This is a genomic window from Paenibacillus whitsoniae (assembly GCF_003955665.1).
GTDB lineage: Bacteria > Bacillota > Bacilli > Paenibacillales > NBRC-103111 > Paenibacillus_E > Paenibacillus_E whitsoniae.
On sequence record NZ_RXHU01000019.1, the window covers coordinates 1 to 22018 of the forward strand.

The following is a 22018-nucleotide window of genomic DNA, read 5'->3' on the forward strand; positions in this document are numbered from 1 at the left end:
CTGACGGCCGAGATGGCTGCCGACCCGGAGCAGGAAATATCCGGCCATAAACATCGTATCTACCCACGCTTGCTCCGGAAAATTGTACGATTCCGAGTTGACGGTATGCTGGAATATGCCGTCGGCAAACCGCACCGCATCCTTCTGCAGATACTCCGCCATTTCCATCATTATCGTCAAGTACTTCTCGTCTTGCGTAGCTTGAAATAAGGTCAGCAGAGCATGTCCGATCGAGACGGCGTTAACGGAAAGCTTAGGCAGCCCCTCTTCGATCTGCTCGTCGATCCATGCCTGCAATTGGGCAAGATACTCCTTCTTCCCGGTTGCCTCATACGCTTCGCACACGCCATAAAACGCCACGCCACCCGGCCAATCCCAGCTGAAATCCATCCGGAACGTGCGGTCAACAACCCGATCTATCACAGATCTAATCCTTTGTTCATCGATCACTAATTTAGGCATTATTTCGCTACCTTCGCATACTCGGCATTTATTTCCTCGATCACTTTACTTCCACCGCTTTGCGACCATTTCTCAACGGCTTGCTTCCATCCTGATTCGTCAATGGATCCCATAATAAACTTCACGGTCGCATCCTCAATGATCTTGGCCAGCTCTTTGCCTTTCTCCACTTCTGTATTCGAGATGAATGGCGCAGCCGGATTCGCAACCGCCATAGTCGCATTATCTTGAAACAACTTCGAGGTTAGCTTCTCTAAATCCGTTCCATAGTTGACAACTTGATTCTGCAAAATCATAAACTGATTGCTGTCACTCATGTCCGACTTCAGCTTTGCATCCGCAGTTGGCTTATACGCACCATTGTCAAGGGTGTACTGCTTTCCTTCAATCCCGTATTTCATCAGATTCTGGTTGTCTTTTTCGGAAATGCGATCAAAGTAAGTTAGAATTTGTTTGAGTTCGGCTTCGGTCTTCACACTTGTTTTGGGAATCATGTACATGCCCAAATATCCGGCACCTGCTCTTGTCCGCTCCCCTTTTGGCCCGGAAATCCGGTTAAGCAGCGTAAGCTTTGCTGTCGGCACAACCTTCTTAATATTATCTTCGATATTTTTCCCGTCCAGCATATTATCAATCCAGAGCCCGGCTTGCCCTTTATTCATGACAGCACGTCCGTCCGGAATTAATGCGAAATCCTGATTGATGATTTTCTCATCATACAACTTCTTGTAGAACTTCAACGTACTCATGTAAGCATCTGTCACAAAAGATGGCGTCAATTTCCCATCTTTCACTTCCCACTCGTTCGGCCCCCCGTTGTATGCAAGGATATCTTTAAAGCCTGCAATGACACCGCCTTGCATGCCAACAGCTAGTCCAATCGTATCCTGCTTGCCATTCTTATCGGGATCTCCCGTTGCAAATGCCTTCAACACGTTATACAACTCATCTAAGGTCTTCGGTGCTTGCAAGCCAAGATTCTCTAACCAGTCTTGGCGCATCATTAGACCAAAACGAGCAAGATCACGCTCCCGATAAACCCCATAAATTTTACCGTCAACAGAAATATTCTTGAGAACGATATCGGACATTTTGCTTAGATTCGGATAATCTTTCAGATAAGGGCCGACTTCCCAAAACATGCCTGTACGTGAAGCGTTAATGATGAAAGGCGCTTTCGGCTCAAGTGCCACGAATGTTTTCGGAAGTTCGCCGGAAGCCACGGTCGCGCTTAGTTTGTCTGTATACGATGTAGACGGTACCCAGGATACAGTCAGCTTGGTATTAGTCTTTTCTTCCAGCTGTTTGAGTACAGAACTGTCCTCCGGCATTTTCTCCGGGCTGTAGCTCGGCAGCATCATGGTTAACTGAAGCGGTCCTTGATTGCTGTTTGATGCGCTAGTGCTTTGAGACGTGCCTTCCTCTTTCGCTCCGCAAGCGGTAATGGTTAGTGCTGCTGTCGCAAGCAAAGCGCCGGTTTTGACCCATGTTTTTCTTTGTGTCTGTTTCACTTTGAAATCCTCCCTTTTCTCATTCCTATTATATCGTTACCCTTTCACCGAGCCTAGCAATACCCCTTTGGCAAAATGTTTTTGCATAAATGGGTACACCAGAAGAATCGGCAGGGTTGATACCACAATGACAGCCATTTTTACTGATTGATCCGGCGGTGCTACATAATCTGCCCCCATTGCTGAAGAGTCTCCAATGCCACCGGATGCTAAAATCACAATTTGTCTGAGCAGCACCTGAATCGGCCACATCTTACTGTCGTTGATGTACAAGACTGCGCTGAAGAACGTATTCCAGTGCCCCACCGCATAAAATAAGGAGAAAGTCGCGATGGCCGGCATCGATAATGGAAGTACAATTCGGAGAAAAATCCCCAAATCATTGCAGCCGTCAATTTTGGCCGATTCCTCCAACCCATCTGGAAGCTGTTGAAAAAAATTGCGAATAATAATTAAGTTGAACGCACTGATTGCAGTTGGAATCAACAAGGACCAGTACGTATTGATCATTCCCAGCTGCTTCACAACCAGAAATGTTGGAATCATCCCCCCGCTGAACAGCATCGTAAACACAACCATCATCAAGATCGGCTTGCGGAAATCCATATCTTTGCGGGCTAGTGGGTATGCCATTAAGCAAGTTAAGAAAATATTAATCAAAGTACCTGCAACTGTGATAAATATCGTGACAAACAAGCTCCTAACTACGGTTTGTGTGGAGAAAATGTACTTGTAGGCATCTAAGCTGAATTCCGTTGGAAATAAGATAAATCCCCGTGTTAGCAATTCCTTCTGTGTGGCAAAGGAACCAGAAATAACATAAATAAAGGGCAAAACGGTGATCAACGAGAAGATAAGCAAAAGCGTCACATTGATGCCATCGAATATTCGGCTTCCCCAACTTGTTTTTATCGGCATAGCTTCCAAGCTTCCTTTCTAGTAAATTCCTTCTTCACCGATTTTCTTGGCAAAGTAATTGGACGAGACGACGAGCACTAATCCGATGATGGATTTAAATAATCCCACAGCAGTACTAAAGCTGTACTGCCCTTGGCTGATCCCCACCGAGTAGACATAGGTGTCAAACACATCTCCGACTTCACGGTTCATCGCGTTGAGCATGAGGAAGATCTGTTCAAACCCGGTATCCAGGAAGCTGCCCAACCGTAAAATTAGCAAAATGATAATGGTACTGCGGATCGCTGGCAGCGTAATATGCCACAATTGGCGGGCACGGTTTGCGCCATCCATCCTTGCCGCTTCATATAATTGCGGATCAACACCTGACAAGGCCGCCAGGAAAATGATCGTTCCCCAGCCTGTTTCTTTCCATATCACTTCCGAAGTAACAATCGTTCGAAACCATTCATTACTCGCAAGAAAATTGATTTTTTCTCCACCGATGCGTACTAACAACTCATTCACCATGCCACCTTCTGTCGTCAGAAAGATGTATGCGATCCCTACGACAACGACCCAGGACATAAAGTGAGGAATGTAGATTAGCGTTTGAACGAATCGTTTCATCACTTCAATTCGCAGCTCATTCAACATGAGAGCGATGAGGATCGGCAAAGGAAAGAAGAACAGAATATTGTAACTGGCAAGAATTAAGGTATTGCGAAACAGGACGAGGAAATTATCGTCACTGAACAATCGTTCGAAGTGCTTGAGTCCTACAAACGGGCTGTTCCAAAAACCAAGAAATGGCTGATAGTCTTTAAATGCGATAAAAATGCCATACATAGGCCAGTACTTAAAAATAAGAAAGTACAGCAAGCCCGGAAGTACCATCAAATAAAGCCATCGATTTCGTGCGAGCCTGCTCATGAATGTCGACGATCTTGCCGTCAATGATATCCTGACTCTGGCCTTCGTTGTTGTGTCCATAAACGTCCTTCCTTTCATAACCCTCTGACAATTGGTTTCACTTGCAAGTTGCAGTCTCATCATAAAGGGGTAAGGAAATTGCCGTCGATAGTCCCTGATTGTTCAGATTGGTGCTTAAGGAACACTCATATTTAATATCAAGATTAAATTGTCATTTGTTGCGACGATAGTTTTTAGTTGATATCCCCCTAATTTGAGTTCACACCGATCATCTGCCTGCAAAACTGTCTTTTGGATTTGCATTCGGACTCAAACCAATTCTGACCATAAATGTAAAGTGACTGTTACCTATTAGATAACAGCCGCCTTCTTCTCATTTATTAGATCATGACTGAAACTTTTACTCCAAAGCTTCCATCAGGCTTACCGCCAACAACGTTTAAATAAGGTGATGCATTACGATTGACGCAAAAAAGCGCCCCCGGATTTCTCCGTGAGGCACAATCTTCTCGCCGATTTAGCCTTTTCAAAGACAGCCGCGACTTGAGAGATATTGTACGTTGACGGAGCAATCACGACAGTTGCCCACATGCGCAAAAGCCTGTTAATCGTAAATGTCAGCTCTCTGCACACGCTATAAATTTGATCCCGGTGATGAGTTTCCGATTCTACGATTAAAATCGCTAGCGTTAGATCATTAATCACATAGGATTGATCCAGATGCTTGTCTATGATTTCCTCCATAATATTGCAAGCAGCAAAGGTGACCAGCCCCTCGTCCCCCTTGTTAAATCGATCCAGTACACTTTCGAATCCAATCAACTGGAGATAGACAACCGTAAAGATCCCCTGCTCTGCATTCCCACCATACTGTCTGAATCAATGGGTAAGTTCACTGTCAGAATATCTGAACAAATATCCCTGCATCAGTTGTTGAATAAAAGCTTTCTTTCAGATGTGGCAGCTCATGTTGCAGCTTGCCGTGCAGCGAATGATTCTGGCTGTTCATATCCTGCCACTTTTGATTAATTAACGAAAACTCATCTTTATCTTTCATGGCCACTTCCATATGATCCCCGCCAAGCATTCGGACAAGCTTCCCGATCGGTGAATAAATACGCCGAGGAACCATCCATGCCAAAGTAACGGCGATCAGCAGTGACAGTAAGTTAACGATAATGATCAACTTGGAGATAGCAATCAACGGAGCTGTAATAGAGCGAATCGGTGCCGCAGAAATATATCCCCACTGGTTGAGCAACTCTGTAAAATGATCATAGGTTACAGAATATTTGCTACCTCCCCAATCGTTGAAATCATCCAAAAAAAGCCTAGAATACATTTATGTATCGAGGCTTTTTTAGATGTATACTTATGCATTTTTCTGTATACATGCATTTTGAAGCAAAAACTACAGTAAAATTTGAAACATTTTACATTTAATTATGAAATATCACTGTGAATTGTAACTTGAGATGACACTTTCCAGGCCACCCTTCTTGCCAAATTGTAGGTCACAATTGACGCTTTCTTAAACATAAAATGACGCTTTTCTGATTAATGGTAATATAAAATGTCGCTGTCTATAGTACATAAATTGCTCACCCAAGAGAGAAAGCCCATTTTCCTTTTTTAAAATAAAAAAAGGAAAGCTGCGCATATAGTTGACATTTAAGTCAATTAAGAGACCAGTAGACGAGAGGTGTTTTCATTTGTTTGCAGTAACTTTCTAAGAAGGAAAACTCGAAGAGCTCCTTCATATTCCTGAGCCTTGGTACATTGATAAATTTCATGTTATTCAAGGTGCTAATAATAAAGTGCGCCGCAAAGAACGAATAAGCAGTACATTAATAAAAAATATACGTTACCTATGGCTGAAAAATGAATTTGACTAAATCTCAGATTGAGATTATGGCTAAGTTAAAAGACTGCGATTTGGATACATCCAAGGCCTACCGTAGGAGGTTGATCTTACAAGAAATCTACCATAAATGGTAAATTTGAATGGCTGGGGGGGGATGGAAGTATTTGTCGATAAAATCAATCTAAGCTAAGAAAAAAACGTGAATTAAATGGGGTTTTACGTAATTTAAACTATTTTATAGATTCACTTGGGCTAATAGAACTATACACAAAAAATGGTAATGTTGGTACGATGTCCTTGTAAGTAATGGAAATAGTAAATAAAGAATATGGAGGAGATTAAGTGAATATTAGAAAGAAAATAACAGTAGGTTCTATGATTTTAATGTTGAGTATTCCCACACTATCTGCAAATGCTGCTACATACAAGTCTATTACCTACCCTTACATGACAGGATGTGACGTGAATAATTTACAATGTTCTGATCACTATGCAGACCATTTTGCTTTAAACCTGTATTGGGATCCTGTTATCCCCTCTTCTCCTTTAAGAGCTAACATTGTAAGCGCAGAAGCTACTTATACTTTTGCAAACCAGTATTCCGATAGATGGACAACTCAAACACTTAAAATTTGGAATAAAGGTAACCCTAATGTTGTTTTAGATACACCAGTATTTAATAACTCTGCTTATTCAGGGACATACTCTATCTCAGGATATTCTACATACTACCAGACATGGAATATTGGGACTACAGTTACCACAGGGGATAACTATACAATGGGCTACTTTAAACTTGATTTGTATGCACCTGGAGGTTCCCCTGCAGGAACATATTATCCTAAGCGTTACAGACAAAATTTTAGTTAATTAGGGAGAGTTAAAACTATGAAAATGAAACGTCTAATTGTTGTGGCAACATTAGCTATTTGTACCATTGCCAGTTCTTCCGTTTATGCGGCTACACAGTCCACTAACCACCCATCAGGGTTAACCTTGGACACAACTACATCACGTCATTATGTATTCTCGGAAACAGGTACAGTTGATGGAGTTGAAATCTCTTCTCAATATGAGGTATGGTATAATGACAAAGGATATTATCGTTTCAATACCATATCGGGTCCCTATACTGGGGATTATGAAATTTGGGATGGAAAGAAACTTTACCAATACACAAAGTTAATTAATGAATTAACAATAAGAAATATTAGTGGTATTAGCACTCCAGTGCCACATCTTTTTCTAAGCCCTGAAATTAATTCACGAGTACTAAGGGACATTAAAGCGAATAAACTAAAATCAGTTTCAAAGAATGAGTTCGAAACACCTAATTTGCACATCAAACTCGATGATGATGAGCAAACGGTAATGTACTACTCCCAACATCAGGATAATGGAAAACCGACACATACAATTAAAGTTGATAAATTAGATAAAAAGATACAATTTGATAAATCGCTTCTTATAGTTGATGAATCTAAGGCTTCCATTCAATACCTAAGTGAATAATGATTCAAAACAAAATAAAGTTAGACTGTAAGATGGCTCCAATAGGACTTCTTACAGTCTTTACTTTTAGGAGGGGAATTTCATGAAACGTGTTTGGATCTCTTGCCTTCTTCTTGTAGTGCTTGCCGCATGCTCAGAAAAAATGATTACTGACAAGAGTACCGGAAAATCCATTGAAGAGGTATCACAAGGGAGCAATATAATTGTTAATCCCTTGAGCGATGCTATGGATCAAGGTAATAGCGAATATGCAAGAAATGTCGTTGTAGATGTCTTATACTATAAAACCAAATCTGTGGTAAGAGGAGACATTGTATACTATGGGGACAATAACGTAGCAAGAGTAATTGCACTTCCAAATGAAAAAGTAAAAGTAACAAACGGTCATATATATATTAATAGCAGAAAATTAGATACATTCTACGGGGCAGCCCATGTTAGAGGGTATGACTATCTAAGGTTTAAGGATAGCGATATGGATGAACCTGCTAAGCAAAGTCTCATAGATGAAATCTTTAAGAAAAATCAAAGTGAAATTACCCTCAAAAATGACGAAGTACTTGTAATTGGTGACGATTGGTCCAGAAGTACTTTTAGTAAATTACTAACAAATGAGATTCTTGGTAAAGTAATCGGTGTATGCACAAAGTGCAGTCAGTGATGGCACGCGTACTAGATCCTCATCCGCAATGAAGTTTTTGTTGCTAAAACAAAATCTGTCTGTAAGTAAGCGTCAAATTGCCCTAATCCCTAATTAAAGGTTAAGTCTATTTGACGCTTACATTTAAAGTAATAGTTAGCTCGGAAAAAAGAGGCAATCTGTCTAGATGTCTCTTTTTTTGTGCTTTAATTTTAAATTCTTTTTTCTTTATTACTCATTCTCAACAAAAAATCCACCTCATAATAAAGCTGTTAACTCTCCTAAAATTATTGGATCGCAAAATAAGAGACCTTAAAGAGAATTAAGGACAGAGTATTTTTTTGCACCAAATGTATTCAACCAAGCCCCGTTATAATGCTGATGTTGAAACATCTATTAGGAAGAGCAAAAGAACTTTTTGTATTGATGATATACGGGTATGGAAGAACGAAAATACGTTAGGACGCTAACGCAAGATACTATTGATAGGTCTTGGGTGGATATGAGGATCTCTTGATTCTCCTGAATCAAATGAAAGTTGAGATCAACTCACGAATAAATGGAGGCATGAGGCGCGCAGAGATCCTGAATATTAATATTAGATAAGAACAAAAAATACTCGTAGGAATGATTTCACTTTTTAAAAAACGTCATTTAAAATTACAATTTTGAACCAGATCGTATGAATAGAATATAGATAAAAACTAAGTAATTACCGACTAGAAGATCTCATCCTAAACAAATAAAAAGCCCGTAGCATCAAGGCTCGGGCCAACGTCCAAATATGTTACAATCGAACGACATTTAATCTTCCAGTCACCGACATTTTAAGTTACAGCTCACAAACGAAAAGGGGGCTTATCGCCCCCCTCTTCTCCTCAAGAACACCTGCTATACCCGCAGTTGACGCAGTTCTTGCACCCTTCGCTGTTCACCAGCGAAGCGGAACCGCACGACGGGCACAGGTCCTTCGACGCGACGCCAGCCGCGCCATCGTGCTCGTGCTCGTGCGCGCTGCTGCTCGGCGCAGCAGCCGGTGTCGGCGGCGCCTCCACCACTTCGCTCGTCGCGGTCACGTAGTTCCGCGCGTCGTCTGGCTCGCTCATCACTTCTTCGTGCTGCTCGAGCGCTTTCGCCACCGCGTCGGCGATCGACTCGACGCGGTTGTTGCCAAATCCAATGGCGCCGGAGCCGCCAATGCCTTTCAAGTGCTTCACGAGCAGCTTCACTTTGTCGCCGTGATCCCCATACCGCAGGAACAGGGAGCAGACGCGGCCCAGTGCTTCGGACATTGCAAAGACGTCGGAGCCCGCTTTCCCTACGTTGAGGAAAATCTCGCTCGGCGTGCCGTTCATGTCGTTGATTGTGATGTACGCCATACCGAACGGCGTATTCACTTTGTACGTCGCCCCGCGCAATATCTGCGGACGCCGCTTGTACTGGCGGTCGAAGACTTGCTCCGTCTTCGCATCCACATTCACGGCCAGCTTGCCGGAAAGCTGTGTCAAGCTGTCTTCCTCTTTAACCGCTTCCGCCGCGACAGCGACCGGAGCGACTTCTTGCTGCTTCTCTTCTTTCTTCTCATCAGCAGCTCCTGAACCGGAGCCCGTGCTCAGCACCTGCACGTCACGGCTGCCGTCCCGATAAATCGTCACGCCTTTGCAGCCGAGGTCGAACGCCAATTCATACAAACGCTTCGTTTCTTCTACCGTGAAGTCCGACGGGCAGTTCGCCGTTTTGGAAATGGAGCTGTCGACCCACGTCTGGATAGCTGCCTGCACGCGGATATGATCCTCCGCCGTCAAGGTCATGGAAGTCACGAAGTAGTCCGGCAGCTCTTGGCCCGGGTTCGCATCCTTCCACTCCTGCGCAATCGGCACGTACTGCTTGTCGAAGCCAAGCCGGCTTTGCCGGAAATATTCAAAGGCAAAGTAGGGCTCGATTCCCGTCGACGTGCCGACCATGGTGCCCGTGCTGCCAGTCGGCGCTTGCGTAATAACGGTCACATTGCGCATGCCATGCTGGCGAATCGCCGCTCCGACTTCCGGATAAACACGGGTCATATTGTTCATAAAGCCGCTTTGCAAAAACAGATCAGCATCGAACGCCTGGAACGAACCTTTCTCGGCAGCAATTTCGGCGGAAGCCAGATAGGCCTCACGAGCCATGAAGCCGTACAGTTTATCCAGGAATTCGAGCGATTCCGGACTGCCATAACGAATCTGCAGCTTGATCATCAGTTCAGCCAGCCCCATGGAACCAAGGCCTACGCGGCGTTCATTTTGCTGATTCGCACGATTTTCTTCAAAATGGTACGGCGTCTTGTCGATGACATTGTCCAGAAACCGCGTCGAATAGCGCACGACCTTCCCGAGATCTTCCCAATCGACGTCATGCTTCTCTGCATCGTAGAATTTGGACAAGTTGACCGCAGACAGGTTGCACACGCCCCAAGCCGGAAGCCCTTGCTCGCCGCACGGGTTCGTACAAATAATCGGATTGAAGTACCAGCTGTTCGACATCTGGTTGTAGTATTCCAGGAACACGACGCCAGGCTCCGCAGATTTCCAAGCGGACTCGATTATCGTATGCCATACATCGCGTGCGCGAACGGTACGGTAAGGCTTCACCGCTTTGCCCATCGCTTTCCATGCATCCAGATTGCCATCCCACTTCTCGTCGTATTCCGGGTCGGTCGTATCCGGGAACACCAAATCCCAATCTTTATCTTCCTTCACCGCCTGCATAAATCCATTGCTTACGCAAACGGACAGATTCGCGTTTGTGATCTGCCCCATGGTCGACTTGACCGTAATAAAATCCACGAGATCCGGATGCCAGTCGTTGATCATCAGCATAAGCGCACCTCGCCGGCTGCCGCCCTGCTCGATCAAGCCAGTCGTGTAGCTGAAAAGCCCGCCCCACGACACAGCCCCGCTGGAGGACCCGTTTACGCCTTTGACGATCGCGCGCCGCGGACGCAGCGACGACAAGTTAATGCCGACACCGCCGCCGCGAGACATAATCTCGGTCATTTCCGTCAGCGTGTTCATAATGCCGCCGCGGCTGTCCTTCGGCGAAGGAATCACGTAGCAATTGAACAGCGTCAACTCATCGCTGGCATCCGCTCCGGCTGCGATTCGGCCGCCGGGAACCAGTTTCCAGTCGTTCAGCACATATTTAAACTTTTCCGTCCACTCAGCGCGTTTCTCCGGCGTGCTCTCGACCGATGCCATCGCACCCGCGAGACGATCCCACATTTCTTCCGGCGATTTTTCTCTATTGAGCGTCAGCTTCTCAACGGCTGATTCCACCGTTTCCCCGCTGCGCGTCAGCACTTTGACCTTATTGCCTTCACGGCTAATAATCTCCCCGACCTCTTTGGCCGGAAATTTCGGATCGTCTTTCGTCAGCACGAGCACCGTATCTCCCACTTGAGCCTTGCTCGTGTCTGCCTCCTTCAAAGCATAGCGATCCAAAAAGATTTTTTCACTTAAGCCTGTTAATCCCTTGCTCGTGTACCCGTTCCCCATCTTTCAAATACCCTCCCAAGTAGCTGCGATTTCAGCTGCGATTCAAGATATTTGCTGCACTGTACCAATGCCATCATTTCACAATATTTGGTATGCACTCTTCATTATACTACACAACATTTAGTCTCTACAAAGGCATATGTCCCTATTGCCTTCTCCCTCAAAGCGTGCTAGTTTTGACGCGGCCCGCAAGCTTTGATACTTTAATAATAGAATACCACAGTCTAATCATTTTTAGAACAAATGTTCGATGATAATTTTTTATAAGGACGTGAGGCCCCATGTATTTTTTCAAAAACGAATTTATTCCTGCACATGACGTGCACATTTCTCCAAATGACCGGGGTTATTATTTCGGAGACGGCATTTACGAGGTGTTTCGCGTCTATCACGGCGAATTGTACGAGTGTGACGCTCACATGGATCGGCTGGAGCGGACAGCCTTGGAGGTCAAGCTAACGCTCCCTTACTCGCGCGAGCAGTTCGTCAACATCCTGCGTGAGCTGATCTCTCGCAATAGCCTCACGGAGGGCACCGTCTATCTGCAAATCACCCGGGGTGAAGCTTCTCGAGCCCACCCTTTCCCGCAAACCGCCGAGCCGGTCACGCTTGCCTACTGCAATGAGGTCCCGCGCCCGCTGGCCACGATCCAGCATGGCATTCGGGCCGTAACCCAGCCCGACATTCGCTGGCTGCGCTGCGACCTCAAGACGCTGAACCTGCTGCCCAACGTCCTCGCCAAGCAAGCGGCGCTGGATCGCGGCGTGCAGGAAGTCATCCTGCACCGCGAAGGCATCGTAACGGAGTGCAGCGCGTCCAACCTGATGATCGTCTCCCAAGGAGAGCTGCTCACGCATCCGGCGAACAACCTGATCCTGCACGGCATCACGCGCTTGGTCGTGCTTAGAATCGCCCGTTCACTAAGCATCCCCGTTCGCGAGGAAGCTTTCACAACAGACGCGCTTCTACAAGCGGATGAAGCCTTTATTACAGGAACGACGATGGAAATTACACCTGTCGTGGAAATCGACGGCCGCCCTATAGCTGGCGGTACTCCTGGTCCTATCGCCCGGCAGCTTCAAGCGGAATTCGAACGTACATTCACTAAATAACACCTGCCGACACAACAAAACAGCTCAGCATCGGAAAAGATGCTGAGCTGCCTTTTTAATACGTCTTCATCGTGACCTTGCTGATTTGCGGATTCCACACAGAGCCGCCGGTGTTATTCCAACGCATTTTGACATAGTTAACGCCTTGCAGATTGCTGAGCGAATACGTGTATTTCTTCCAGTCACCCGTGCCGCCTGTGATCGAAGGCGATGCCGCCGTCCAGGTCGTGCCGTCCGGAGACGTATACAGCGTGAACGCCGACACGCCCTCGGAAGGCCAGAAATAAGTGACGGCCGTGAACGAGCTCATGCCGATTTGCTTCCAGACGACCTCTTCATTCGTCTTCGTCGTACGCTTCGCCCGCGAAGTATCGCCTTCAAATTTGTCCGTATTGGCGTTATCAAAATTCAAATTTGCCGTATGGCTGTACGTTTTGCTCCAGTCGTTCAGATCGTCTACCAGCGTGAATCCGCTTACAGGAGCAGCTCTGTCCTTCGCGGGGTTCGTATTGTTCACGCCCCAGTCCGTACCGACGCCGGGACCATACAGTGGAAACGGCTTCGAACTCAAGAAAGACGGCACCGACGGCAAATACAAGGAAGCCGGAATGTTCGATGACGAGCTCAGCGAGCCCCAATTGATCGTCCCGCTCGTCAACTTATTCGCGCCCAAATAATGGCCGGAACCGGCTGTAGAAACACTGCCCGACACGTTGCCGATCATATTTTGATTCACCGTTGAGGTATTGTCCGTGCCGATTTTGCCCGTTGCATAGTTGCGGAACCACGTATTGCGGGGACCTGTGGCCGTCATGGCCGGGTCGCCGGTCTTGGAATTATCTGCAAAGCCTTCCTTGAAGGTGTTGCCTTCAATCAGATTCATATAGGCATAATTCGCATGAAAAGCCATGTCGTTATAGTCCGTGTACGGCGCTTCCAACGAATTGTAGCTGATAACGGAATGGTTCGCGCCAAGCTGCAGCAGGATGTGGTGGCGTAGATCCCATGTTTTGTTATCCGTCACACGCACACTGGTCGACCCGTTATTGACAATCCCATACGCATAGCCGCCGACATTTTTAATGAAGGCATCATGTACAAAATTTCGTTCAATCACAATGTCTTTCGAGTTGTCGATCGAGATGTGGCCCCGGCCGCTGATGACGGATTCAATGTCTTTGACATAACCGTTTGCCGTCCGACTCAGCGAGAGATTGTTCGTGTTCTCGATCGTCGGTTGTACCGTCCGCACCAGCTTCAGCTTCTCCACGCCGACATTCTGCAGCAAGTTCAGCTTCTGCACCATCGGTGTTTTCGCCGCCGGATAATCCAGCCCAAGCTTCATGTCCAGCGTTAGCGTACTGCCGCTTTTGCCTGTGATTTTAACGATCTGGGATTCGGTATAAAAGCTCCAAGCCACCTTGCCGCCCGATAAATAGAGCGACAAATAGTCACCGACATTCAGCGTGGACGCATCTGCCACTGTAATGGTTTGAGTGCCTGCCGCTGGCGATCCGCTCACCGCGATGGGCGACCCGCTTAAGCTTCCGTCAAAACGCAGCTCCGTATTCAGATTCGCTCCGTCTCCGATGAAAAAGGTTGTTTTCGTCAAACCGTTGCCGCGAAGAATAAGATCCCCGCTCGTGATCGATAACGGCGTCTTAAAATAATACGCACCGTCCGGGAAGTACAGAATCCGTCTGCCCGACGTGCTGGCGAGCAAGTTTTGCAGCGCCGACGTCGCATCTACACTTGCATCGTCGGCGGGCAAGCCGTACGATGTCACATTGAGCGTCGTCCAACCGCCCGGATCCACCCATGCCGGATTCGGAAAACCGGCGGGAGGCATAATGCTTGACGGCAAGTCGCCGTAATCAAAGGCGGAAGCCGAAATCGGCATCGCCGCCAGCAGAGCGCCTGCAAGAAGTACACTTTTCAACCACAGCTTGGCTTTCATTAGTAATCGCTCACCTCATTTTTATGAATGGAATGAATGACTGATCCCAAGTTGCACGACCTGAAAAGCGCTGCTCACCCCCTTTCCGGCTTTTACCACATACTCTGGCCAAATCTGCGCGAAATGGTATTCGCGATGACGACAAGCGTCAGCCCTACCGCCGATTCAAACAAGCCGAGCGCCGTCGACAGGCTGAACTGCCCGTTGCGGAGACCGATATTATAGCTCCATACCGAAATCACATTGGATAAGTCGGAAACGACCGGATTACTCAACACATAAATTTGATCAAATCCTACATTCATGACGCGGTCCATCGACAGAATCAACATCAGCGCAATGACAGGGGCAATACCCGGCAGGGTAATATGCCACATTTGCTTCCACTTATTGGCACCGTCCATACTGGCCGACTCATACAGGCTCGGGTCGATCGAGCCAAGCGCCGCCAAATAAATGATGGCCGAGAAGCCCGTCTCTTTCCAAATGCCCGCTCCCAGAAAAATCGCCAGCCAAGAGCTTTTCTCATACAGAAACGGATAGGTCTCGCCCGTAAATCCTTTCGAAATCGATGCCATGATGCCGTGCTCCTGTGCAAAGATCAGCACCACAAAGGAGCCGATGATGACCCAGTTGAGAAAATGCGGGAAATAGACAAGCGTCTGGACTGTCTTTTTGAAAAACGATTTCCGCACCTCATTCAGCAGGATCGCCAGCAAAATTGGAAACGGAAAGCCGACGAACGTGCTGAGCAGCGAGATGATAAACGTATTGCGAATAATTTGAACGATATTCGGGTTGTTGTACAGCAGCTTGAAGTTATCGAGCCCTGACCACGGACTGCCCCAGATGCCGTCGGCGAGATTGTAGTTTTTGAAAGCGATGACCAGCCCGCCGATCGGCACATATTTGAAAATGACGAAGTACAGCAGCACGGGTACGAACATGAGATAGAGCGGGCTGTTGAGCGCCCAGAGCTTCTTTTTTGAATACAGCGGTGTCGTTTTCATGCGAGAAAACTCCTTTCAATTGCGAACAAACTTCATTTGACACCCCCTACTTTACGGGCCTCTCGCTACCGCCGCAATACACAAGAATCCGGTATATGCCAATCTTGAAGCAGCAAAAAAGCACCCGCCCCAAGGCGAATGCTTATGAATTACGAATTGCGGTGCAGCTTCCGGTAATCGCCCGGCGTCATCTGCATCATCTTCTTGAACATGCGGATAAAAGAAAGCGCGTGCACATACCCGACTTTCAGTGATACGGCTTGAATCGGCTCATCCGTTTCTTCGAGCAGCCGTTTGGCATATTGAATGCGCAGCCGGGCGAGATAGTCGACGAATTTTTCCCCGAGCTCCTGCTTGATCACTTGGCTGACCTGTTTATCGTTCAGATCAAACGCTTCGCCGATCATGTTCAGCGATAAATCCGGATTATATAAATGATCCTCGATGAACTTCTGCATTTGGCGGATTAGAACCCGGTTCGAGCTGTTTTCATGCAGCTCTTTCAGCCTTGCGTATTCCTCTGAAAGCAGCCCGAAATACCGCTCCGCCAGCTCATCCAACAGCTCGTGATGTTCCAAAATCGCCAGCAGCGCCGGATACGTTTCCTGCTCCCAACGCACTTTGTACGCAGCATGCAGCTCTTTCATCGCTTGATTGAGCTGATAATTCATGTACTCCATCGTGATGACGATGTCATCCTGGGCCGCATGATCGTCGCGCAGGTGCTGAATCAAGCTGGAAAAGGCCGTCTGCCATTCATCATTCCCCTGCTTGTACATGATCACGATGCCGCGAACGGATTGCAAGCGGTTGTAGACGTCGCCATCCTGCTTCGGCTTAACTTCCAGGAAGTGAATCACCCGGCTGAAGCCCAGCACTGTTTTGTATTTCAGCGCAGTTGCAGCCTCCTCGTAAGCCAGAGGAATGTCTTCACTTTGCTTCACAGAAGAACTGAGCCCCGTCGTTACGGTAAAATGCAAATGCCCCTGCACCCAACTGTGCAGCTCCTCAAATAGCGACTTGGTGGACAAACCGTCCGTCTCTTCTTGATGAAACAAGAGCACTCCCAGCCGGTCGCTGTCGATCCATTCCCCCCAAGCGACAAGTGCGTGCTTCTCGGCCATTTCCGTAATGACGCTTTTCAGGGCGAATTTCAGCAAGGATTGGTCCCGCTGGCTGTAACGCTCGCAGAACTGCTGGAATTTATCCAGCTCAATCACCGCCATCTGCAAATTCACAGACTCCGTCGGCAGCCGATAGGCGTCAAGCTGTTCCTTCCACGCCTCCGGGGCGAGCGGTTTGTTGCCCTGAATCAGCTCCATGAAAAGCACCTGTTTGCGATACACCATGTCCTGCCGGTGCTTTTGCTGAAATTCATTACTCTGGTCAATGAGCTCCGTGATCGCATTCTGGATAAAATGGAACTCGTCCTTCCCGGAAGAAGCTTTATGCAGCGCGCCGGCGCGGACTTGATTCAAAATCGATTCCACGGGACGGTAATGCGTTCTGGAGGCATGGATGATCCACCAGATGCCGATGATCAGCATCACAACCGTGATGAGCATCCAGCCGATATAAAGACTGGAGAACAAATACGTGAAGCCGCCTTCCTTGAGTCCGATCTGCATCTCCCAGCCGGTATAGGCCGATTTCATCGAACCGGACTGCAGCGCGCGCGAGCTTTCGACGGCCGCCCCTTGACTGTTGATGGTGTGGCCGCTCTCATCCAGCACGCGAATAAAGCTGTAATGCGAATAGCCCATCTGATCGATCATTTTGGAAATATAATCGACACTGACATTGATGACAATGAACCCTTTATCGCCGGTCAGCAGCGGTGCTCTGCGCACCAAGCTGACGACGCTCTTGGGCTCCTCGTCGAGATATTCCGTATAGCCGCGAATCGGCGTCCATGCCGCCGGCGGGCCGTTCTGAATAATACTTTTTAGAAATTCCGAATCCCCGAATACTTCCAATGGCACAATCAAGCTATTGCTCAGCACCTTGCCATCCGTATTGCGGTATAAATACGCCGACGCAATTTCCGGTGAGCCCGACACAAGCTGCTCCAACTTGGTTGCCGGCAGCGCTAAGCCGTTATAGCGATCCCCTTCGGGAGCAAAATAAAAGCTGTTCAAGCCCTCATTCGTGTTCAGCTCTCGCAGCACGGTTAAATCGATCTGTTTTAACGTGCGGTCGAGATTGCTCATCGCTTGCTCCATGAAAATAACATTCGTTTTCTTCGATTGACTCTGTGTAATGTAGTTGGCAAATACAAAAAAGAGGCCGGATAAGATGAATACAATGATGACAAAAACAGGGATGTAGGAGATCAGCAATCGGTTAAACCAGTTTTTCTTCGATAGCATGTCCACCGCTCTCTCCTTCTCGGGATGATTGCCTTCATTGTAACCGGATTCCTGCACGCTGCAAATACACGTTTTTCAGACATATACATTTTTCGGTCCCATGCAAAAAACCGGCGCAGAGCGCTCGCTCCGGCCGGCCTTGCTTCAGCTATTTAACCTCGTAAATGTCGTTGACGGTAATCGCTTTATCTTTATTTGTTTTGTACCAATTCTGGAACCATTCGTCCACTTTGGAACCGCCGGCTTTCGTCCAGATGTCTTTGGCGTTCTTGACCGCCTGCTCCGCCGTCATATTCGGTGTGACAATCGCCTTTACATACTCGTCCGGCGTCCCGATCTTGGAGGCCGCGATTTGGATGTTCGGCACGCTTTGCACGATCATATCCAGATCCTTCGGTGTGGACGGAACATCAATGAAGTAACCGGATGTCGGACGCTCAGGCGCAATATAAAGTTTGCGGGCTTCCGTTAAAATGCGTTTGATTTCCTTCTCGGCCGGCTTGCTGTCACTCAGTGTATCGAGGCGGGAATCACATTTTTGCAGCACGCTCGCAGGTGCGGATGAGATCATGCTGTAATCGCCGGCATAGCTGCGTTCTTTTTTATTTTTGTCGGGGTCAATGGTCTGCGCGCAGCCGTTGGCATCCAGCTTGTAATGCTCGCCTTCAATGCCCCATTTCAAAGCTTTGTACGTGCTTTCTTTCTCCAAATAATCAATGTATTTGATGACGGAAACCGGGTCTTTCGCCTTCGCGTTCACAGCAGCCGCATTCTGAATCGGCGCGCTGAGCGGCGGGCTAAACTGGCCATAAGGACTTTTCGGCAGCAGAATCGGCGACAGCTGCGCGTTAGGATCGTTCTTCATCAGCGTTTCCATTTCGATGGTTGAAGGAAGCGGACCGACATAAAAGCCAAGCTTGCCGTTCAAGAAATCGCGCTTCGCCTTGTCCCCGTTCGTATCCGCCGCAAAGTCTTTATCGATGACGCCTTCCTGGAACATTTTCTTCTTGAACTCCAGACCTGCTTGCTGATTCTCCCACGCGTACTGAATATTGCCGTCCTTCAGCGTGTAATTCGAGAACACCGGTACGCCAAACATGAAATCAATCACTTTGTTGTTGTACCCGCCGCCCAGAGACAAGCCGTACGTATCGTTCTTCCCGTTGCCGTCCGGATCCTTCTCGGTGAATGCCTTCGCTACCGTCATCAGCTCATCTGTCGTTTTCGGCGCTTCCAGTCCGAGCTTCTTCAGCCAGTCCGTCCGCACGAGGTATACCCAGTTCACATCCAGCTTGGCCAATACCGCAATATCATACAGCTTGCCGTCCGAACGGGTGCCGTATTTGCGGAGCAGCGGATATTTCTGCAGCAGTGCCTTGTACTCCACACTGTATTTGTCAATCAGATCATCCAGCGGCAGCAGCTGCTTGGACTCATACCACGTGCTTCTGTTCTTGCCGTCGTAATCTTGAATGAGATCCGGAGCTTCGCCCGAGGCAAACATCACATTGAGCTTATCCTCCGGCTTCGTCCGCGGAATGGGAACGAATGTCACGTCGACAGGGCCGTTCTTGTTGATGTAATCTGTCCAACGGTTTTTGTCGAGCGTGCCTTCCTCCGGCACCATGTTGCCGCGATCATAAATGGTCGTTGATATTTTGCCGCGTTTCTCGGGCGCTGCCGTGCCCTGAACCTTCGTGTCTCCGGAAGCAGCAGGGGCGCCACCTTCTTCTTTGCCGCAGGCTGCAAGCAAGCTGACACCGGCAAGCGCAACAGCCAGTACGGAAAGGGTGATCAGTTTTCTTTTCATCGTTTTGACCTCCTTATGGATAGACGACCTTGATGGTCAGCGCAGGACCGACCGGTTCGCTTGCCCCTACTGTAGCCCCTTGCTCCAAGGCTTCACAATATACAAGAATCGTTGTATAGCGCTTTCATGGGGAATATACGATTTTCGGGGATATGCGCTTTTCTGCGTTACCCCTTGACCGAACCGATCATGACGCCCTTCACAAAGTGCTTCTGCACGAAGGGATAGACAAGCAGCATCGGCAAAATCATCACAATGATCCCGGACGACTTGATCGATTCCGGCGTAATTTGAATCGACTCTTCCGGCCTGAGAAACTGGTCGACCTGCAGCATGCTGTTCATAATCATCTGCTGTACGATGACCGTGAGGTTTTGCTTATCCGGCGAATTCATATAGATGAGGACATTCTGGAACATGTTCCAATAACCGACGGCGTAGAACAAAATCAACGTGGCGAGCGCCGGCAGCGCCAGCGGCATATAAATTCGCGCAATCAGAAGCCATTCGCCGGCCCCGTCCATGCGGGCCGCCTCATCCAGCTCGGCGGGAATGTTCTCAAAAAACGTTTTCAGGACAAGCGTATTATACACGGAGATGAGGCCAGGCAGCCATAAGGACCAGTAAGTGTTCACCATGCCTAACGTTTTGACCAGCAAATAATTGGGAATCAGCCCCGCGCTGAACAGCATCGTGAATATGAGCAGTAAGGTGTACAATTTACGCCCGACAAAATAACGCTTCGACAGCGGGTAGGCCGCCAGCACCGTAAAGGCGATGCTGAGCAGCGTTCCGATGATCGTAATGACCAGGGAGTTGCGGAACGCCGGCAGTATGCGCGTGCCTTTGAACAGCAGCTTATACGACTCGATGTTCCACCCCACCGGCCAAAGCGAGACATGGCCCGACAGCACCGCGGGCTGATCGCTGAACGACAGCGCCAAGAGGTGAATCATCGGCAGCAGGCAGCTGATCCCGACGACGCTTAACAGCACATAGTTGAACACGTAAAACAATTTCTCTCCAGGTGAAGCTCTCATGGGAATCCTCCATCCACTATAGGTATATCCCCAATGTAAAAGGTAGGTGCGGCGGCGGCAATACACATGATTCGGGTATATGATCGGGGACGTGAATCCGACTGCAACCCCTCCGTTCATCTTGCGGAACGAGGCGCCGCTATTTCACTGATTTTCGCGGATTTCAGTAAGCAGCGGAACGAGGAGGCCTTAATCTGGCCTAGGGCCTGCCATATCGCTCAAAATGAGGCAAATAAGGCCCTCTCGATCCCTTTGCAGCACGCAAATAGTGTCATGACGTTCCTCAATGTAAATTGCGCCAGGCAGGTCACGCTGCTAACGAAAATAAGGATGGTCATAGGTCTGACCATCCTTGGATTTTGGATCGTATCGTTGGCAGCTTCTTCTCTCCGCTGCGCCTACACAGCAGCCGAACGTCCTACCGCCGCAAATTCCACTCCGCCGTCCCGTACTTCTCGCGGACGAGCTGCTCCGTCAGCTCCACCTCGTACGGCGTGAGCGGCGCCTCCTCCAGCTCGACGCCAAGGCCGGCGGCGATTTCCCGGCGGAACGCGTCCTCGACGTCCCGCAGCGTCACTTCCGGCTTCGCCTGCGAGCGCAGCAGGTCGTTGATCGCGACCGCTTTTTTCACGAAGCTCGCTTTCATCCGCTCCGCTACCTTCTCGTTCGCGAAGCGGAGCAGCCGAAACAGCTGGTCGGTGTCCATGTCCAGCAGAATCGAGCCGTGCTGCAGCACGACGCCTTTCTGCCGAACCTGCGCGCTGCCGGCGACTTTGCGCCCCTCCACGACGAGCTCGTACCACGAAGGAGAATCGAAGCAGGCCGCCGAACCGGCCGATGCATATTTCTCCTTCTCTTCCTCGCTCGCCAGCTGCACCATTTCCGCTTGCAGGCCCAGCTCTCGGAAGCCTCGCAGCAGCCCTTCGCTGAGCACCCGGTACGCCTCCGTCACCTGACGCGGAATGCCCGGGTAATCCTCCGCCACGATGATGCTGTACGTGAGCTCCTTATCGTGCAGCACCGCACGTCCGCCAGTCGGACGGCGAACGAAGCCGATGCCTTCGCCGGCGACCGCTTCCTGGTCGACTTCGGCGGCCTTTTGGAAATAACCGATTGACAATGTCGGCGGATTCCACCCATAGAAGCGCACCGTCGGCGGAGCGAGCCCTTCGCTGTGCGCCGTCAGCATCGCTTCGTCTAAAGCCATATTTTCAGCAGGAGACCGATCTCCCGTGTGAATGAATCTCCATTTGTTCATCGAACCTCATCTTCCTTCCCTTCCATCCTATCATCATCCCTTATCATAGCACACAACGCCCCGGGACCGGAAAACTCTTACATGGCAAAGTTATGAAAGGCCGGCGAATG

At 48.5% G+C, this 22018-nt stretch carries 17 protein-coding genes; 4 read left to right on the forward strand and 13 right to left on the reverse strand.

Features of this window, described 5'->3' with window-relative positions:
• The 6 genes from EJQ19_RS07520 to EJQ19_RS07545 all read right to left on the reverse strand — a co-directional run.
• Positions 1-462, reverse strand: a 462-nt coding sequence (locus EJQ19_RS07520; RefSeq protein ID WP_206438380.1) for a glycoside hydrolase family 88 protein, incomplete at its 3' end; no start/stop codon positions are given.
• The gene (locus EJQ19_RS07525; RefSeq protein WP_126140596.1) at positions 462-1973 is read right to left on the reverse strand and encodes an extracellular solute-binding protein; all 1512 of its coding nucleotides are present in this window, start codon (positions 1971-1973) and stop codon (positions 462-464) included. The genes EJQ19_RS07525 and EJQ19_RS07520, both read right to left, overlap by 1 nt.
• Positions 1974-2009: 36 nt before the next feature.
• Positions 2010-2891, reverse strand: coding sequence for a carbohydrate ABC transporter permease (locus EJQ19_RS07530; protein ID WP_126140629.1), 882 nt, complete (start codon positions 2889-2891; stop codon positions 2010-2012).
• 18 nt (positions 2892-2909) lie between these two features.
• Positions 2910-3863, reverse strand: a complete 954-nt coding sequence (locus EJQ19_RS07535; RefSeq protein WP_420901664.1) for an ABC transporter permease — start codon at positions 3861-3863, stop codon at positions 2910-2912.
• Positions 3864-4259: 396 nt separating this feature from the next.
• Complete coding sequence (locus EJQ19_RS07540; RefSeq protein WP_126140597.1) at positions 4260-4625, reverse strand: hypothetical protein; 366 nt, start codon at positions 4623-4625, stop codon at positions 4260-4262.
• A gap of 76 nt (positions 4626-4701) precedes the next feature.
• Positions 4702-5127 carry a hypothetical protein gene (locus EJQ19_RS07545; RefSeq protein ID WP_126140598.1) on the reverse strand — a complete coding sequence of 142 codons (426 nt, stop codon included), beginning with the start codon at positions 5125-5127 and terminating at the stop codon, positions 4702-4704.
• Positions 5128-6009: 882 nt separating this feature from the next.
• Here EJQ19_RS07545 and EJQ19_RS07555 point away from each other — a divergent pair.
• From EJQ19_RS07555 to EJQ19_RS07565, 3 genes are all read left to right on the forward strand, one after another.
• On the forward strand, positions 6010-6537 hold the full coding sequence (locus EJQ19_RS07555; protein ID WP_126140599.1) for a hypothetical protein: 528 nt from the start codon (positions 6010-6012) through the stop codon (positions 6535-6537).
• A gap of 18 nt (positions 6538-6555) precedes the next feature.
• The gene (locus EJQ19_RS07560; protein ID WP_126140600.1) at positions 6556-7179 is read left to right on the forward strand and encodes a LolA family protein; all 624 of its coding nucleotides are present in this window, start codon (positions 6556-6558) and stop codon (positions 7177-7179) included.
• 82 nt (positions 7180-7261) lie between these two features.
• Positions 7262-7840, forward strand: coding sequence for a S26 family signal peptidase (locus EJQ19_RS07565; RefSeq protein ID WP_126140601.1), 579 nt, complete (start codon positions 7262-7264; stop codon positions 7838-7840).
• Between the two features lie 857 nt (positions 7841-8697).
• Here EJQ19_RS07565 and EJQ19_RS07570 read toward each other — a convergent pair.
• Positions 8698-11352 (reverse strand): adenosylcobalamin-dependent ribonucleoside-diphosphate reductase, encoded by a 2655-nt coding sequence (locus tag EJQ19_RS07570; RefSeq protein ID WP_126140602.1) that lies wholly within the window; start codon positions 11350-11352, stop codon positions 8698-8700.
• 281 nt (positions 11353-11633) lie between these two features.
• Between EJQ19_RS07570 and dat the strand changes: the two genes are divergently transcribed.
• Positions 11634-12464 (forward strand): D-amino-acid transaminase, encoded by an 831-nt coding sequence (gene dat / locus EJQ19_RS07575; protein ID WP_126140603.1) that lies wholly within the window; start codon positions 11634-11636, stop codon positions 12462-12464.
• A gap of 55 nt (positions 12465-12519) precedes the next feature.
• Here the strand turns inward: dat and EJQ19_RS07580 are convergent, their stop codons facing one another.
• The 6 genes from EJQ19_RS07580 to EJQ19_RS07605 form a co-directional block, all read right to left on the reverse strand.
• Positions 12520-14421 (reverse strand): glycosyl hydrolase family 28-related protein, encoded by a 1902-nt coding sequence (locus EJQ19_RS07580; RefSeq protein ID WP_126140604.1) that lies wholly within the window; start codon positions 14419-14421, stop codon positions 12520-12522.
• A gap of 92 nt (positions 14422-14513) precedes the next feature.
• Positions 14514-15431, reverse strand: a complete 918-nt coding sequence (locus EJQ19_RS07585; RefSeq protein WP_126140605.1) for an ABC transporter permease — start codon at positions 15429-15431, stop codon at positions 14514-14516.
• 149 nt (positions 15432-15580) lie between these two features.
• The gene (locus EJQ19_RS07590) at positions 15581-17800 is read right to left on the reverse strand and encodes a helix-turn-helix domain-containing protein (protein WP_126140606.1); all 2220 of its coding nucleotides are present in this window, start codon (positions 17798-17800) and stop codon (positions 15581-15583) included.
• Between the two features lie 148 nt (positions 17801-17948).
• Entirely contained in the window at positions 17949-19610 is a 1662-nt protein-coding gene (locus tag EJQ19_RS07595; RefSeq protein ID WP_126140607.1) for an extracellular solute-binding protein, read from the reverse strand.
• A 167-nt stretch (positions 19611-19777) separates the two neighbouring features.
• Entirely contained in the window at positions 19778-20650 is an 873-nt protein-coding gene (locus EJQ19_RS07600) for a carbohydrate ABC transporter permease (RefSeq protein WP_126140608.1), read from the reverse strand.
• A gap of 418 nt (positions 20651-21068) precedes the next feature.
• Entirely contained in the window at positions 21069-21908 is an 840-nt protein-coding gene (locus tag EJQ19_RS07605) for a lipoate--protein ligase family protein (protein WP_126140609.1), read from the reverse strand.
• Positions 21909-22018 lie beyond the last annotated feature (110 nt).